Origin of the sequence: Streptomyces sp. TLI_55 (assembly GCF_900206255.1) — a bacterium.
Lineage (GTDB): Bacteria > Actinomycetota > Actinomycetes > Streptomycetales > Streptomycetaceae > Streptomyces > Streptomyces aquilus.
Genome location: NZ_OAOJ01000001.1, coordinates 1637229 through 1652143, shown reverse-complemented (window position 1 = coordinate 1652143; position 14915 = coordinate 1637229). Strand labels below are relative to the sequence as shown.

Below are 14915 nucleotides of genomic sequence, written 5' to 3'. Positions count from 1 at the left end.
CCCTTGCTGTGGCCTGGTCCCTTCACGTTTCCTCGGTGCTGCAGAAATCCTCTTTTCACATCAGTGAGGTCAACCCGTGTCCAGCACCGAGAACCAGACCCCCGAGACCGGCACCGCGCGCGTGAAGCGTGGCATGGCCGAGCAGCTCAAGGGCGGCGTGATCATGGACGTCGTGACCCCGGAGCAGGCGAAGATCGCCGAGGACGCGGGTGCCGTCGCCGTCATGGCCCTGGAGCGGGTCCCGGCCGACATCCGCAAGGACGGCGGCGTGGCCCGGATGTCCGACCCGGACATGATCGAGGGCATCATCGAGGCCGTCTCCATCCCGGTCATGGCCAAGTCCCGCATCGGCCACTTCGTCGAGGCCCAGGTCCTGCAGTCCCTCGGCGTCGACTACATCGACGAGTCCGAGGTCCTCACCCCGGCCGACGAGGTCAACCACTCCGACAAGTGGGCCTTCACGACCCCCTTCGTCTGCGGCGCCACCAACCTCGGTGAGGCCCTGCGCCGCATCGCCGAGGGCGCGGCCATGATCCGCTCCAAGGGCGAGGCCGGCACCGGCAACGTCGTCGAGGCCGTCCGCCACCTGCGCCAGATCAAGAACGAGATCGCCAAGCTGCGCGGCTTCGACAACAACGAGCTGTACGCCGCCGCCAAGGAGCTGCGCGCCCCGTACGAGCTCGTCAAGGAAGTCTCCGAGCTCGGCAAGCTCCCCGTGGTGCTGTTCTCCGCCGGTGGCGTCGCCACCCCGGCCGACGCCGCGCTCATGCGCCAGCTCGGCGCCGAGGGCGTCTTCGTCGGCTCCGGCATCTTCAAGTCCGGCGACCCGGCCAAGCGCGCCGCCGCCATCGTGAAGGCCACCACCTTCTACGACGACCCGAAGATCATCGCCGACGCGTCCCGCAACCTGGGCGAGGCCATGGTCGGCATCAACTGCGACACCCTCCCCGAGGCCGAGCGTTACGCGAACCGAGGCTGGTAATGACCGATCCCGTCATCGGAGTGCTCGCACTCCAGGGCGACGTACGGGAGCACCTGATCGCCCTGGCCGCGGCGGACGCCGTGGCCAGGCCGGTCCGGCGTCCCGAGGAACTCGCCGAGGTGGACGGTCTGGTCATCCCCGGCGGTGAGTCCACCACCATCTCCAAGCTGGCCGTCCTGTTCGGCGTGATGGAGCCCCTCCGCGCGCGCGTGCGGGCCGGTATGCCGGTCTACGGCACCTGCGCGGGCATGATCATGCTCGCCGACAAGATCCTCGACCCGCGCTCGGGCCAGGAGACGATCGGCGGCATCGACATGATCGTGCGCCGCAACGCCTTCGGACGCCAGAACGAGTCCTTCGAGGCCGAGGTCGACGTGCGGGGCGTTCCGGGCCATCCTGTGGAGGGCGTCTTCATCCGCGCCCCGTGGGTGGAGTCCGTGGGCGCCGAGGTCGAGGTGCTCGCCGAGCACGACGGCCACATCGTCGCGGTCCGCCAGGGCACCGCGCTCGCCACGTCGTTCCACCCCGAACTGACCGGCGACCACCGCGTGCACTCCCTGTTCGTCGACATGGTGCGCGCGAACCGCACGGCGGAGTCCTTGTAGGATCTCTGGCGTTCGTTATGTAGAGGGTTACGCGAAGGAGACAGGCAGATGTCCGGCCACTCTAAATGGGCTACGACGAAGCACAAGAAGGCCGTGATCGACGCCAAGCGCGGCAAGCTCTTCGCGAAGCTGATCAAGAACATCGAGGTCGCGGCCCGGATGGGCGGCGTCGACATCGAGGGCAACCCGACCCTCTACGACGCTATCCAGAAGGCCAAGAAGCAGTCGGTCCCGAACAAGAACATCGACTCCGCGGTCAAGCGCGGCGGTGGCCTTGAGGCCGGCGGCGCCGACTACGAGACGATCATGTACGAGGGCTACGGCCCGAACGGTGTCGCGGTGCTCATCGAGTGCCTCACCGACAACCGCAACCGCGCCGCCTCCGACGTCCGCGTCGCCATGACCCGCAACGGCGGCTCCATGGCCGACCCGGGTTCGGTGTCGTACCTCTTCAACCGCAAGGGCGTCGTGATCGTCCCCAAGGGCGAGCTGAGCGAGGACGACGTCCTCGAGGTCGTCCTGGACGCGGGCGCCGAGGAAGTCAACGACCTCGGTGAGTCCTTCGAGGTGCTCAGCGAGGCCACCGACCTGGTCGCGGTCCGCACCGCCCTCCAGGAGGCGGGCATCGACTACGACTCCGCCGAGGCCAACTTCGTCCCGACCATGCAGGTCGAGCTGGACGAGGAGGGCGCCAAGAAGATCTTCAAGCTGATCGACGCGCTGGAGGACAGCGACGACGTGCAGAACGTCTTCGCCAACTTCGACGTGAGCGACGAGGTCATGGAGAAGGTCGACGCCTGAGCCGACGCTCCGGATTCGAACGGGCCGACGGGACACACCCCGTCGGCCCGTCGCATTGTCGGTGGCACCCGATAGCCTGCACAAACAGGTGATCGAGCGGGAGGGGGCGTGGTGCGGGTACTTGGGGTCGACCCCGGTCTCACGCGATGCGGTGTCGGTGTCGTCGAGGGGGTCGCGGGGCGGCCGCTCACGATGCTCGGCGTCGGAGTCGTACGGACGCCCGCGGACGCCGAGTTGGGCCACCGCCTCGTCGCGATCGAGCAGGGCATCGAGCAGTGGCTGGACGAGCACCGGCCCGAATTCGTCGCCGTGGAGCGGGTGTTCAGCCAGCACAACGTCCGTACGGTCATGGGCACCGCCCAGGCCAGCGCCGTCGCCATGCTGTGCGCCGCCCGCCGCGGCATCCCCGTCGCGCTGCACACCCCCAGCGAGGTCAAGGCCGCCGTCACCGGCAGCGGCCGCGCCGACAAGGCCCAGGTCGGCGCCATGGTGACCCGCCTGCTCCGCCTCGACGCGCCCCCGAAACCGGCCGACGCCGCCGACGCCCTCGCGCTCGCCATCTGCCACATCTGGCGCGCCCCCGCGCAGAACCGACTCCAGCAGGCAGTGGCCCTGCACGCCAAGAAAGCACCGGCCGCCCCCACGGCACGGGCCACCTCGAAAGGCCGTACGGCATGATCGCCTTCGTCAGCGGCACGGTCGCCGCGCTCGCCCCCGACACCGCCGTCGTCGAGGTCGGCGGCGTCGGCATGGCCGTGCAGTGCACGCCGAACACGCTGTCCACGCTCCGCCTCGGCAAGCCCGCCAAGCTCGCCACCTCCCTCGTCGTCCGCGAGGACTCGCTCACCCTCTACGGCTTCGTGGACGACGACGAACGCCAGGTCTTCGAGCTGCTCCAGACCGCGAGCGGCGTCGGCCCCCGCCTCGCGCAGGCGATGCTGGCGGTTCACACCCCGGACGCCCTGCGCCGCGCGATCTCCGCCGGCGACGAGAAGGCCCTCATCGCCGTCCCCGGCATCGGCAAGAAGGGCGCCCAGAAGCTGCTGCTGGAGCTCAAGGACCGCCTCGGCGAACCGGTCGGGGCCCCCGCGATCGGCGCCCCGGTCACCCAGGGCTGGCGCGACCAACTGCACGCGGCCCTGATCGGCCTGGGCTACGCGACCCGCGAGGCCGACGAGGCGGTGTCCGCCGTGGCGCCGCAGGCCGAGGCCGCCGACGGCACGCCCCAGGTGGGCCGGCTGCTGAAGGCCGCCCTGCAGACCCTGAACCGCGCCCGCTAGGAGAACGTCAGTGAACTGGGACGACACGACCGGCACCGACGCCGCCGACGAACGGCTGGTGGCCTCCGTCGCCGACCGTGAGGACCAGGCCGTCGAGGCCGCCCTGCGCCCCAAGGACCTGGGCGAGTTCATCGGCCAGGAGAAGGTCCGCGAGCAGCTCGACCTCGTCCTGCGTGCCGCACGCGCGCGGGGCGCCACCGCCGACCATGTGCTGCTCTCCGGCGCCCCGGGCCTCGGCAAGACCACCCTGTCGATGATCATCGCGGCCGAGATGGAGGCCCCGATCCGCATCACGTCCGGGCCCGCCATCCAGCACGCCGGCGACCTCGCCGCGATCCTCTCCTCCCTCCAGGAGGGCGAGGTCCTCTTCCTCGACGAGATCCACCGCATGTCCCGGCCCGCCGAGGAGATGCTGTACATGGCGATGGAGGACTTCCGCGTCGACGTCATCGTCGGCAAGGGCCCCGGCGCCACCGCGATCCCGCTCGAACTGCCCCCCTTCACCCTGGTCGGCGCCACCACGCGCGCGGGCCTGCTGCCGCCCCCGCTGCGCGACCGCTTCGGCTTCACCGCGCACATGGAGTTCTACGAGCCCGCCGAGCTCCAGCGCGTCATCCACCGCTCGGCCAACCTCCTCGACGTCGAGATCGACACCGACGGCGCCGCCGAGATCGCCGGCCGCTCCCGCGGCACGCCCCGAATCGCCAACCGCCTGCTGCGCCGCGTACGGGACTACGCGCAGGTCAAGGCCGACGGCGTGATCACCCGCGAGATCGCCGCGGCCGCCCTCCAGGTCTACGAGGTCGACGCCCGCGGGCTCGACCGGCTCGACCGGGGCGTCCTCGAAGCCCTGCTCAAGCTGTTCGGCGGCGGTCCCGTGGGCCTGTCCACGCTCGCCGTCGCGGTGGGGGAGGAGCGCGAGACCGTGGAAGAGGTCGCCGAACCCTTCCTCGTCCGCGAGGGACTGCTCGCCCGCACCCCGCGCGGCCGGGTCGCCACCCCCGCCGCATGGGCGCATCTCGGCCTGACCCCGCCGCGCTCGACGGGCGCAGGAAACGGACAACAGGACCTGTTCGGGGCGTGACGGCAGGTCCGGCGGCCGACGTGATGGGTTTGTGACGGCGGGGCATTGGCCGGGCCAGGAACCCGGGTGCCATGCTGAGCGTTGTTCCATGCGCGCGGACTCGCTTAGACTCCGCCGATGCCGCCCTTGTCGGCGGCGCACAAAACCCCCAACCATCAGGCCGCTCAGCATCGCGGTCGCGTGAAGGAAGTACCCACCCGTGAGTCTCGTGACCCTCCTCCCGTTCATCGTGCTCATCGGGGCCATGTTCCTGATGACCCGGTCGGCGAAGAAGAAGCAGCAGCAGGCCGCCACCATGCGGAATGAGATGCAGCCCGGCAGTGGCGTCCGCACCATCGGGGGGATGTACGCCACGGTCAAGGAGGTGGGCGAGGACACCGTCCTCGTCGACGCCGGCCCCGGCGTCGAACTTCTCTTCGCGAAGAACGCGATCGGTGCCGTCCTCTCCGACGACGAGTACAACCGCATCGTGCACGGCATCGAGCACGACCTGAAGACCGACGTCGTCCCCGACGACGCCTCCTCCCTCACCGAGACCGACGAGCCCGCCGCCGACGCTGCCGCCGCCTCCGACGACAAGCCCGTCGACCTCGGCAAGAAGGACGAGCCCGCCGACGAGGCCGCCTCCGCCGATGAGGCCGAGACCTCCGAGGCCGCCGAGGCGAAGACGGACGACGCGCCGAAGAAGACCGACGGCGACTCCGACGCGAAGTAGTCGTACCCGAGGCACGCGGGCCACACCCGCGCGCCCTCGGAAGTACGCAGCTCGCACGGGATCGACACCATGTCATGGCCGCCCGCCCGCAGACCCGGCGCGCAGCGGCCCGAGAGGGAGTACGAGAAGGTGGCAGCACCTAAGAGGGGCCGGAGCGCGAGCGCCCAGAGCAAGCCAGGGCGCTCGCTGGCCCTGATCCTGATCGCCATCGTGGCGCTCACCGGGGGAATGTTCCTCTCCGGGCACACCACTCCGCGCCTGGGCATCGACCTGGCCGGCGGTACGAGCATCACGCTTGAGGCGAAGGCCGACCAAGGCTCGGCGATCAACAAGGCCAACATGGACACCGCGGTCGACATCATGAACCGCCGTGTCAATGGTCTGGGCGTCTCCGAGGCGGAGGTGCAGACCCAGGGCGACAAGAACATCATCGTCAACATCCCCAAGGGCACCAACTCCAAGGAAGCCCGGGACCAGGTCGGCACCACCGCCAAGCTCTACTTCCGTCCGGTCCTGGCGCAGGACGCCACCGGTCCGGCCGCGCCGAGCGCCTCGCCGAGCCCGTCCGCCAGCGGTTCGTCCAGCGCCTCGCCGAGCCCCTCCGCGAGCAAGTCGGGCGCCTCGGGTGAGAAGGCCACCTCCTCCTCCCCGTCCGCCTCGGCCACCACGCAGGGCCGGCCCGTCACCGACGCGCTGAAGGCCGACGCGAGCCCGTCCGCCTCCGCGAGCGCCTCGTCCTCCCCGAGCCCCTCGGCCTCGTCGAGCAGCGACGCCGGCAACACCGCCGACGCCAAGCTCCAGGCCCAGTACGCGGCCCTCGACTGCTCCAAGAAGGCGGCCCGCACCAAGGCCGGCGAGGGTGCCAAGCCCGAGGACCCGACCGTGGGCTGCGGCGAGATGGGCGGCGTCTGGTACAAGTACCTGCTCGGCCCCGCCGAGGTCGCCGGCACCGAGGTCGACAAGGCCAGTGCCGTCTACAACACGCAGACCGCCGCGGGCTGGCAGGTCACGATGGACTTCAACAAGAGCGGTGCCAAGAAGTTCGCCGACATCACCGCCAAGCTCGCCCAGAACACCCAGCCGCTGAACGAGTTCGGCATCGTCCTGGACGGCGAGGTCGTCTCCAGCCCGACCGTCAACGAGACCATCAGCGGCGGCCAGGCCCAGATCTCCGGCAGCTTCACGCAGGAGGAGGCCCAGAGCCTCGCCAACATGCTGTCGTACGGCGCGCTCCCGCTCTCCTTCAAGGAGCAGAGCGTCACCACGGTGACCGCCGCACTCGGCACCGACCAGCTGCACGCCGGTCTCCTCGCCGGTGCGATCGGCCTCGGGCTGGTCGTCCTCTACCTGGTGTTCTACTACCGCGGTCTGTCCGTCGTCGCCATGGCGTCGCTGCTGGTCTCCGGCATCCTCACCTACGTGATCATGGCGCTGCTCGGCCCGGCCATCGGCTTCGCGCTGAACCTCCCGGCCGTCTGCGGTGCGATCGTGGCGATCGGTATCACCGCGGACTCGTTCATCGTGTACTTCGAACGCATCCGGGACGAGATCCGCGAGGGCCGCTCCCTGCGCCCCGCCGTCGAGCGGGCCTGGCCGCGTGCCCGGCGCACCATCCTGGTCTCCGACTTCGTGTCGTTCCTCGCCGCCGCGGTGCTCTTCATCGTCACCGTCGGCAAGGTCCAGGGCTTCGCGTTCACGCTGGGTCTGACCACCGTCCTCGACGTCGTCGTCGTGTTCTTCTTCACCAAGCCGCTGATGACGCTGCTGGCCCGCCGCAAGTTCTTCGCGAGCGGCAGCAAGTGGTCCGGCCTCGACCCGCAGAGCCTGGGTGCCAAGCCGCCGCTGCGCCGCACCCGCCGTCCCGCCGCCCCCGTTGAGACGAAGGAGGCGTGAGCATGTCGAAACTCGGCAACCTCGGCGCCCGACTGCACCGTGGCGAGATCAGCTACGACTTCATCGGCCACCGCAAGCTCTGGTACGGCATCTCGATCCTGATCACCATCACGGCGATCGTGGGTCTCGCGGTCCGCGGCCTGAACATGGGCATCGACTTCCAGGGCGGCGCGGTCTTCACCACCGAGAAGACCTCCGTCTCCGTCTCCCAGGCCGAGACCTACGCGGAAGAGGCCTCCGGCCACACGGCCGTCGTGCAGAAGCTCGGCAACGGCACGATGCGCATCCAGATCGCCGGCATGGACACCACGCAGTCCGACGAGATCAAGAACAAGCTCGCCGAGGACTTCAAGGTCGACCCGGAGAAGATCGCCGCCGACCTCGTCGGCCCCAGCTGGGGTGACCAGATCGCCAACAAGGCCTGGCAGGGCCTGGCGATCTTCATGGTGCTCGTCGTGATCTATCTGGCGATCGCCTTCGAGTGGCGCATGGCCATCGCGGCGCTCGTCGCCCTGATCCACGACATCACCATCACCGTCGGCATCTACGCCCTCGTCGGCTTCGAGGTCACGCCCGGCACGGTGATCGGTCTGCTGACGATCCTCGGTTACTCGCTCTACGACACGGTGGTCGTCTTCGACTCCCTCAAGGAGCAGACGAAGGACATCACCAAGCAGACCCGCTGGACCTACAGCGACATCGCCAACCGCTCCATCAACGGCACGCTGGTCCGCTCCATCAACACCACGGTGGTCGCGCTGCTGCCCGTCGCGGGCCTGCTGTTCATCGGTGGCGGCTTCCTCGGCGCGGGCACGCTCAACGACATCTCGCTGTCGCTGTTCGTCGGCCTCGCGGCCGGTGCGTACTCCTCGATCTTCATCGCCACGCCGCTCGTCGCCGACCTCAAGGAGCGCGAGCCGCAGATGAAGGCCCTCAGGAAGCGGGTCCTGGCCAAGCGCGCCCAGGCCGCCGCCGAGGAAGAGCTGGCGGAGGCCCGCGGCACCGCCGCGGACGGTCCCGACGACGCCACCCCGGCCGTCGTCGGACCGCGCGCCACCCGACGCCGTCCCTCGGGGAAGCGCCGATGACCGACATCAAGGAGCTCCTGCTCAGCCGCATCCGCGATGTGGCCGACTACCCGGAGCCGGGCGTGATGTTCAAGGACATCACCCCGCTCCTGGCGGACCCGGCGGCGTTCACGGCGCTGACGGACGCGCTGGCGGAGATCGCGGAGCGCACGGGTGCCACCAAGGTCGTCGGCCTGGAGGCCCGCGGATTCATCCTGGGCGCCCCGGTCGCCGTCCGCGCGGGCCTCGGCTTCATCCCGGTGCGCAAGGCGGGCAAGCTCCCCGGAGCGACGCTGGCCCAGACGTACGACCTGGAGTACGGCTCGGCGGAGATCGAGGTCCACGCCGAGGACCTGTCCGCCCACGACCGCGTCCTGATCGTCGACGACGTCCTGGCCACCGGCGGCACGGCGGAGGCCGCGATCCAGCTGATCCGCCGGGCCGGCGCCGAGGTGTCGGGCCTGGCGGTCCTGATGGAGCTGGGCTTCCTGGCGGGCCGCCCGCGTCTGGAGCCGGCCCTGGACGGCGCTCCGCTGGAGGCCCTGCTGGTGGTCTGAGGCAGCCACCGCGCCTGTACGACCACGACAACGGCCGTCCCGAACTGTTCGGGACGGCCGTTGTCGCACCCCTGCCAAGGGCCCGGAATGCCCGCACCCACCCCTCACGTTGCACGGGTAGACCGTCCTCACATCGGTCTGAAGGCGATCCTCGGGCGCAGGATCGCTACCATGGGGTCTCCGGAGCCTGATCGGGGGACCCGGTTCGCGCACGAGGAGTCCTCTTGCCAGACGAGGCCCAGCCACTGACCGCCGCCAAGCCCGAGCCCGCCTCGGGACCCGCGGCCACGCCCGCGAAGGACACCACGCAGGGCTCGGTCGAGCACGCCCAGTCCGCGCCCGTCGACAAGTCGGCCGAGCAGCCGCGCCCCAAACCGGCCCCGCCAGAGCGCCCCGCGCCCGCGTCCACGCCCCCCGCGGTCCGCCCACCCGCGGGCCAGCCCGCCCGCTCCGGCTCCTCCAACCGCGTCCGCGCCCGCCTCGCGCGTCTCGGCGTCCAGCGCTCCAACCCGTACAACCCGGTTCTGGAGCCCCTGCTGCGGATAGTGCGCAGCAACGACCCGAAGATCGAGACCGCGACGCTCCGCCAGGTCGAGAAGGCCTACCAGGTCGCCGAGCGCTGGCACCGCGGCCAGAAGCGCAAGAGCGGCGACCCGTACATCACCCACCCCCTCGCGGTGACCACCATCCTCGCCGAGCTCGGCATGGACCCGGCCACCCTCATGGCGGGCCTCCTCCACGACACCGTCGAGGACACCGAGTACGGCCTCGACCAGCTCCGCCGCGACTTCGGCGACTCCGTCGCCCTGCTCGTCGACGGCGTCACCAAGCTCGACAAGGTCAAGTTCGGTGAGGCCGCCCAGGCCGAGACCGTGCGCAAGATGGTCGTCGCCATGGCCAAGGACCCCCGCGTCCTGGTCATCAAGCTCGCCGACCGCCTGCACAACATGCGCACGATGCGCTATCTCAAGCGCGAGAAGCAGGAGAAGAAGGCGCGCGAGACCCTGGAGATCTACGCGCCGCTCGCCCACCGCCTGGGCATGAACACCATCAAGTGGGAGCTGGAGGACCTCGCCTTCGCGATCCTCTACCCCAAGATGTACGACGAGATCGTGCGTCTGGTGGCCGAGCGGGCGCCGAAGCGCGACGAGTACCTCGCCATAGTGACCGACGAGGTGCAGCAGGACCTGCGCGCGGCCCGCATCAAGGCGACCGTCACCGGCCGCCCGAAGCACTACTACAGCGTCTACCAGAAGATGATCGTCCGCGGCCGTGACTTCGCGGAGATCTACGACCTGGTCGGCATCCGAGTCCTCGTGGACACGGTCCGGGACTGCTACGCGGCCCTGGGCACCGTCCACGCCCGCTGGAACCCGGTTCCGGGGCGGTTCAAGGACTACATCGCGATGCCCAAGTTCAACATGTACCAGTCGCTGCACACGACGGTCATCGGCCCCAACGGCAAGCCGGTCGAACTCCAGATCCGCACCTTCGACATGCACCGCCGCGCCGAGTACGGCATCGCCGCGCACTGGAAGTACAAGCAGGAGGCCGTCGCCGGCGCCTCCAAGGTGCGCTCGGACCAGCCCCGGTCCACCGGCAAGGACGACCACCTCAACGACATGGCGTGGCTGCGTCAGTTGCTCGACTGGCAGAAGGAGACCGAGGACCCCGGCGAGTTCCTGGAGTCCCTGCGCTTCGACCTCTCGCGCAACGAGGTCTTCGTCTTCACGCCCAAGGGCGACGTGATAGCGCTGCCCGCCGGTGCCACGCCCGTGGACTTCTCCTACGCGGTGCACACCGAGGTCGGCCACCGCACCATAGGAGCGCGGGTCAACGGCCGCCTCGTACCGCTCGAATCCACCCTGGACAACGGCGACCTGGTGGAGGTCTTCACCTCCAAGGCACCCGGCGCGGGCCCGTCCCGCGACTGGCTCGGCTTCGTCAAGTCGCCGCGGGCCCGCAACAAGATCCGCGCCTGGTTCTCCAAGGAGCGCCGCGACGAGGCGATCGAGCAGGGCAAGGACGCCATCGTCCGCGCGATGCGCAAGCAGAACCTGCCGATCCAGCGCATCCTCACGGGCGACTCCCTGGTCACGCTCGCGCACGAGATGCGCTACCCCGACATCTCCGCGCTGTACGCGGCGATCGGCGAGGGCCATGTCTCCGCGCAGAACGTCGTCCAGAAGCTCGTCTCCGCGCTCGGCGGAGAGGAGGCGGCCACCGAGGAGATCGACGAGTCGGTCCCGCCGACCCGCACCCGCGGTCGCAAGCGCCGCTCCAGCGCCGACCCCGGCGTCGTCGTCAAGGGCGTCGACGACGTGTGGGTCAAGCTCGCCCGCTGCTGCACCCCCGTACCCGGCGACCCCATCATCGGTTTCGTCACGCGCGGTAGCGGAGTATCGGTTCACCGCAGCGACTGTGTCAACGTGGAGTCACTGTCCCGCGAGCCCGAGCGCATCCTCGACGTCGAGTGGGCGCCCACCCAGTCCTCGGTCTTCCTGGTCGCCATCCAGGTCGAGGCCCTGGACCGCTCCCGGCTCCTGTCCGACGTCACCCGCGTCCTGTCCGACCAGCACGTCAACATCCTCTCCGCGGCCGTCCAGACCTCCCGCGACCGCGTCGCCACCTCCCGCTTCACCTTCGAGATGGGCGACCCCAAGCACCTCGGGCACGTCCTGAAGGCGGTCAGGGGAGTGGAGGGCGTCTACGACGTGTACCGCGTGACGTCGGCGCGCAGCCGCTCCTAGCGCATACGACGAGATGGGCCCCGTACGCGAGGTACGGGGCCCATCTCGTCGTATCAGCTCATCCGGCTGTCAGCCGCCGAACTCCTGCAGGCCCTTCAGCGCCTGGTCCAGCAGGGCCTGGCGGCCCTCCAGCTCGCGCTCCAGCTTGTCGGCACGGGCGTTGTTGCCCTGCGCGCGCGCCTGCTCGATCTGGCCCTTGAGCTTGTCCACCGCGGCCTGGAGCTGGCCCGTCAGACCCTCGGCACGCGCGCGTGCCTCCGGGTTGGTGCGGCGCCACTCGGCCTCCTCGGCCTCCTGGATGGCCCGCTCGACCGCGTGCATCCGGCCCTCGACCTTCGGCCGGGCGTCGCGCGGGACGTGGCCGATGGCCTCCCAGCGCTCGTTGATCGAACGGAACGCGGCGCGGGCCGCCTTGAGGTCGGTGACCGGGAGGATCTTCTCGGCCTCCTCGGCCAGCTCCTCCTTGAGCTTCAGGTTCTCCGACTGCTCGGCGTCACGCTCGGCGAAGACCGAGCTGCGGGCGGCGAAGAAGACGTCCTGGGCGCCGCGGAAGCGGTTCCACAGGTCGTCCTCGTGCTCGCGCTGGGCGCGGCCCGCGGCCTTCCACTCCGCCATCAGCTCGCGGTAGCGGGCGGCCGTCGGACCCCAGTCGGTGGAGTTGGACAGCGCCTCGGCCTCGGAGACCAGCCGCTCCTTGGTCTTGCGGGCCTCCTCGCGCTGCGCGTCCAGCGACGCGAAGTGCGCCTTGCGACGCTTGGAGAACGCCGACCGGGCGTGCGAGAAGCGGTGCCACAGTTCGTCATCGGACTTGCGGTCCAGACGCGGCAGACCCTTCCAGGTGTCCACCAGGGCCCGCAGCCGCTCGCCGGCCGCCCGCCACTGGTCGGACTGCGCCAGCTCCTCCGCCTCGACGACCAGCGCCTCCTTGGCGTGCCGCGCCTCGTCGGACTGCTTCGCGCGCTGCTGCTTGCGCTCCTCGCGGCGCTTGTCGACGGTCTCCACGAGCTTGTCCAGCCGAGTCCGCAGGGCGTCCAGATCGCCGACCGCGTGGTGGGCGTCGACCTGCTCGCGGATGTGGTCGATGGCGACCTGCGCGTCCTTCGCCGACAGATCGGTGGTCTTCACTCGCTTCTCGAGGAGGCCGATCTCGACAACCAGGCCCTCGTACTTGCGCTCGAAGTAAGCCAGCGCCTCCTCAGGGGAGCCGGCCTGCCAGGAACCGACGACCTGCTCGCCGTCGGCCGTACGCACGTACACGGTCCCCGTCTCGTCGACGCGGCCCCACGGGTCGCTGCTCACAGCGCCTCCTCCACATGATGCCTGCGAGGGGCTGGTGCTCCCCCGGGCATCGTCCACAGTTTCGTCACGGCCAACATAGGCGACCGGCGGGTTGCCTGTCCGCATCCCGCGCGACCGAAATTCCGCAGTTGGCGGTCAGGATTTGGTGACAGTCGCCTTGTTGATCACGACCGTCGCGTTCGGAGCGCCGTCGCCCTGGCCGGTGTTCTCACCTGCGGCGGCGATCTTCTTCAGCACGGTCATGCCGGATTCGGACACGGTACCGAACGGTGTGTAGTTGGCCGGCAGTGGACTGTCCTGGTACACGAGGAAGAACTGGCTGCCGCCGCTGTTCTTGCCCTCGCCGGTCTGGGCGTTGTACTGGTTCGCCATGGCGACCGTGCCCGCCGGGTAGGTCTGGCCCTTGAGCGACTTGTCCTTCAGATTCTCGTCCGGGATCGTGTAGCCAGGACCGCCGGTGCCGGCGGCCGTCGGGTCGCCGCACTGGAGCACGTAGATGCCGTTGGTGGTGAGCCGGTGGCACTTCGTGTGGTCGAAGTAGCCCTTCGACGCCAGGAAATTGAACGAGTTCACGGTGTGCGGGGCCGCGGACGCCTTGAGCGCTATGTCGATGTCGCCGCAGGTCGTCGCCAGCTTCATCGTGTACTTGGCCGACTTGTCGATCGTCAACGCCGGCTCCTTCTTCCAGGTCGCCGTCTTGACCTTGCCCTCGGCGGGCTTCTTGCACGGGTCGGTGACCGCGCTGGGGCTCGGGTCCGCCGACGCGGACGCGTTGGCCTTGTCGTCGCCGTCGTCCTTGAGGACCCCGGACGTGTAGAGCGCCAGGCTGCCCACCAGGATCACGCCGAGCACCGACGCGATCACGGAGTTGCGCATGCGGGCCTTGCGCCGCGCGGCGGTGCGCCGCTGCTGCTGCCGCAGAAACTTCTCCCGGGCGAGCTGCCGCTTCCGCTGTTCCTGGGTGACCACCGGGTTCTCTCCTCATGCGTCTCGTACGTCGACTGGGACGCGTGCGTCTTGTGAGCCGACCGCCTGCGTGTGCCCCGTACCGTATATGGGTTCGCTGAGGAAACGGCAGCGCCGGTAGGCTCTGACCACAGGCGCAGCTGTTTTTTAAGCCCGCCCTCAGTCCGTAGAGTCCGCACTTATCGACACAACGAAGGACGATCGTGCTCATTGCCGGGTTCCCCGCCGGGGCCTGGGGGACGAACTGTTTTCTCGTCGCCCCCGCCGCCGGTGAGGAGTGTGTGATCATCGACCCGGGCCACCAGGCCGCCCAGGGAGTCGAGGAGACGCTGAAGAAGCATCGGCTCAAGCCCGTCGCGGTCGTCCTCACCCACGGCCACATCGACCATGTGGCCTCGGTCGTCCCGGTCTGCGGCGCGCATGACGTGCCGGCGTGGATCCACCCCGAGGACCGGTTCATGATGAGCGACCCCGAGAAGGCGCTCGGCCGCACCATCGGGATGCAGCTCATGGGCGAGCTGACCGTGGGAGAGCCCGACGACGTCAAGGAGCTGGCGGACGGGGCGAAGCTGGAGCTGGCGGGCCTCGAGCTCACCGTCTCGCACGCGCCGGGCCATACCAAGGGGTCGGTGACCTTCGGCCTGCCCGAGACGGCGGACATCCCGCCGATCCTCTTCTCGGGCGACCTGCTGTTCGCCGGCTCCATCGGACGCACCGATTTCCCCGGTGGTTCCATGGACGAGATGCTCGAGTCCCTGGCCCGCGTGGTCCTGCCGCTCGACGACTCGACCGTGGTGCTGCCCGGCCACAACGAGCAGACGACCATCGGCCGTGAGCGCGCCACCAACCCGTATCTGCGGCAGGTGGCAGCCGGCCTGGGAGCGCATGTCGACGCTCCCCGACGAGGAATGTGACG

14 protein-coding genes are annotated in these 14915 nt (G+C 69.7%); 12 read left to right on the top strand and 2 right to left on the bottom strand.

What is annotated here, in order from left to right:
- The first annotated feature begins 76 nt into the window (after positions 1-76).
- The 11 genes from pdxS to CRP56_RS07615 all read left to right on the top strand — a co-directional run bounded on the left by pdxS (position 77) and on the right by CRP56_RS07615 (position 11734).
- Complete coding sequence (gene pdxS / locus CRP56_RS07670) at positions 77-982, top strand: pyridoxal 5'-phosphate synthase lyase subunit PdxS (RefSeq protein WP_097261548.1); 906 nt, start codon at positions 77-79, stop codon at positions 980-982.
- Entirely contained in the window at positions 982-1587 is a 606-nt protein-coding gene (gene pdxT / locus CRP56_RS07665; protein WP_059196403.1) for a pyridoxal 5'-phosphate synthase glutaminase subunit PdxT, read from the top strand. Before pdxS ends, pdxT begins: the two co-directional genes overlap by 1 nt.
- A gap of 48 nt (positions 1588-1635) precedes the next feature.
- Positions 1636-2388, top strand: coding sequence for a YebC/PmpR family DNA-binding transcriptional regulator (locus CRP56_RS07660; protein WP_097261546.1), 753 nt, complete (start codon positions 1636-1638; stop codon positions 2386-2388).
- 111 nt (positions 2389-2499) lie between these two features.
- Positions 2500-3066, top strand: coding sequence for a crossover junction endodeoxyribonuclease RuvC (gene ruvC, locus CRP56_RS07655; protein ID WP_097273818.1), 567 nt, complete (start codon positions 2500-2502; stop codon positions 3064-3066).
- A complete protein-coding gene (gene ruvA, locus CRP56_RS07650) occupies positions 3063-3668 on the top strand; it encodes a Holliday junction branch migration protein RuvA (RefSeq protein WP_097261544.1) in 606 nt (201 codons plus the stop codon). The genes ruvC and ruvA overlap by 4 nt, the downstream gene beginning before the upstream one ends.
- A 10-nt stretch (positions 3669-3678) precedes the next feature.
- Positions 3679-4752: a Holliday junction branch migration DNA helicase RuvB gene (ruvB, locus tag CRP56_RS07645; RefSeq protein WP_097261541.1), complete on the top strand. Its 1074-nt coding sequence runs from the start codon at positions 3679-3681 to the stop codon at positions 4750-4752.
- A 199-nt stretch (positions 4753-4951) separates the two neighbouring features.
- The gene (gene yajC, locus CRP56_RS07640; protein WP_097261539.1) at positions 4952-5467 is read left to right on the top strand and encodes a preprotein translocase subunit YajC; all 516 of its coding nucleotides are present in this window, start codon (positions 4952-4954) and stop codon (positions 5465-5467) included.
- Positions 5468-5596: 129 nt separating this feature from the next.
- Positions 5597-7360, top strand: coding sequence for a protein translocase subunit SecD (gene secD / locus CRP56_RS07635; RefSeq protein WP_179851296.1), 1764 nt, complete (start codon positions 5597-5599; stop codon positions 7358-7360).
- 2 nt (positions 7361-7362) lie between these two features.
- Entirely contained in the window at positions 7363-8448 is a 1086-nt protein-coding gene (gene secF, locus CRP56_RS07630; protein ID WP_097261535.1) for a protein translocase subunit SecF, read from the top strand.
- The gene (locus CRP56_RS07625) at positions 8445-8984 is read left to right on the top strand and encodes an adenine phosphoribosyltransferase (protein ID WP_097261532.1); all 540 of its coding nucleotides are present in this window, start codon (positions 8445-8447) and stop codon (positions 8982-8984) included. Before secF ends, CRP56_RS07625 begins: the two co-directional genes overlap by 4 nt.
- Before the next feature lie 224 nt (positions 8985-9208).
- Positions 9209-11734 (top strand): RelA/SpoT family protein, encoded by a 2526-nt coding sequence (locus CRP56_RS07615; protein ID WP_097261530.1) that lies wholly within the window; start codon positions 9209-9211, stop codon positions 11732-11734.
- Between the two features lie 69 nt (positions 11735-11803).
- Here the strand turns inward: CRP56_RS07615 and CRP56_RS07610 are convergent, their stop codons facing one another.
- Positions 11804-13033, bottom strand: a complete 1230-nt coding sequence (locus CRP56_RS07610) for a DUF349 domain-containing protein (protein ID WP_097261529.1) — start codon at positions 13031-13033, stop codon at positions 11804-11806.
- A gap of 135 nt (positions 13034-13168) precedes the next feature.
- A complete protein-coding gene (locus tag CRP56_RS07605) occupies positions 13169-14002 on the bottom strand; it encodes a peptidylprolyl isomerase (RefSeq protein ID WP_097261527.1) in 834 nt (277 codons plus the stop codon).
- A gap of 200 nt (positions 14003-14202) precedes the next feature.
- On the opposite strand from CRP56_RS07605, the gene CRP56_RS07600 reads away from it, so the two are divergent.
- Positions 14203-14913: an MBL fold metallo-hydrolase gene (locus CRP56_RS07600; protein WP_097261525.1), complete on the top strand. Its 711-nt coding sequence runs from the start codon at positions 14203-14205 to the stop codon at positions 14911-14913.
- The last annotated feature ends 2 nt before the right edge of the window (positions 14914-14915 follow it).